The organism is Gilliamella sp. B2785 (assembly GCF_026537005.1).
Classification (GTDB): Bacteria; Pseudomonadota; Gammaproteobacteria; order Enterobacterales; family Orbaceae; genus Gilliamella; species Gilliamella apicola_E.
Window position 1 is genome coordinate 1 of record NZ_JAFNNC010000019.1, and the last position, 1,530, is coordinate 1,530.

2 protein-coding genes are annotated in these 1,530 nt (G+C 35.8%); both read left to right on the top strand.

Going from position 1 to position 1,530, the window contains the following annotated elements:
• A partial coding sequence (locus J3U24_RS11480; RefSeq protein WP_267331139.1) for a hypothetical protein occupies positions 1-332 on the top strand: 332 nt, incomplete at its 5' end.
• Positions 333-1,043: 711 nt separating this feature from the next.
• On the top strand, positions 1,044-1,530 hold a 487-nt coding region (locus J3U24_RS11485; RefSeq protein WP_267347006.1), incomplete at its 3' end, for a hypothetical protein.

Here is a 1,530-nt window from a genome sequence, read left to right on the forward strand (position 1 = left end):
ATTACAGCTATCCTAGCATGGAATCCTGGTGTAACAGTATTGGTTATCGCCTGCCTAAAGTTAAGGATTTAACTAATGCAAAACGCTATGAAATTACTGGAGGTACACCTTCATCATCAGGTGATTATTATATGCGTACAATTGGTGCAGGCTTGCTCGCTGAGTGGGGTAATATAGGCAAATATAATCGAGCCAACTTTGACGCCGTCCAATGGTACTGGACCAGTGATATAAAAGGTTTAAGTCGGTTCGTTGTTTTTCCTAAAGATGGTCATGTACATTGGGCTGAGCCCTCGTATGATAAATCGGTAGGGCTTTGCACTTATCCTTAGTATCTATTTCTTCTCCCTTAAGCTTTAAAGCTTGGGGGGAAAGGTGGCGTTAAATCATCAAGGAATGGTTGACCTTAAGAGTCAAGATAGTTGTCAAATAAAACGCGATTTTATAGTTTAGCCTCCCCCGGACATCATCATCCCTCAATCGGGGGGGGATTTTTTGAGCAGTAGTCGTTTCAGCGTTTAAAATCCCACCTTGTAATGTTGCCTTAAATAAATAATTCCGCTCTAACTATGGCGCTTTAGCTGTGTTTTTCCATCAAAAAAAGTTGAGGAGCGGGGTTTTTGGGGTTCTAAATTCTGCTTTGCAATGTTGCCTCAAATAAGTAATTCCGCTTTAAACTGTGGCGCTTTAGCTGTGTTTTTCCTATCAAAAAAGTTGAGAAACGGGGTTTTTGGCATTCACTCCCTAAAATCAATAAATTGAAAAAAATTCCAAAAAAATAAAATTTTTCTAGAATTAAAAATTATGATTTTTAAGGGTTTGTAAATTTGATATTTATCAATTAAAACATAATTTAATTAATAATTATTTAGTTCTTTTTCTGAAGGGCTTTACAAAGATTAACGATATAAAATGAAAAATTTATTGCGCCATATTTTTCCAGTTATTATACTCTCAAATCATTTTAGCTGAATAGCTAAAATTCAACTAATAAATATAAATTGGTAAATAAATCAAATATTTACTTGACAGGGTAGTCGAATATGTATCACAATTTGCAAAAGCCTAGGGCAACCTATAATTTAAATTTGCCTAATTTAAACTCTCAGTTTTTTTTTTTTCACTCTAGCTTATTAATCGACGAAAATTTAAGATCACGCATTAGATCGTCACGCCGATCATCATTCCGATCATCTCTCGGATCTAAATTACGCCGAAAGATCTTTTTACCGCTTGGACTGTTACTAATACCTTTTTATTCCAGCCATGCATTAACCGTTAAAACCTCGAATACAATTCAGGGAAATGAGCCTTATTTAACTTTCGATGGTGGTAGAACACGCGCGCTTAATATTGAAGCTTTGCTCGGTATTACACTCTCTGACGGAAAACAGTACACGACTAAAACGAATACTTCATCACCTTCAAACCCCATTGAGTTACCGGTTGCAGGTCAAAGTTTTGCTGATATAGATATGATCTTTCCAACGAATGTCGATTTAATCGCTTTAAAAAAACTTATTGGTCCGC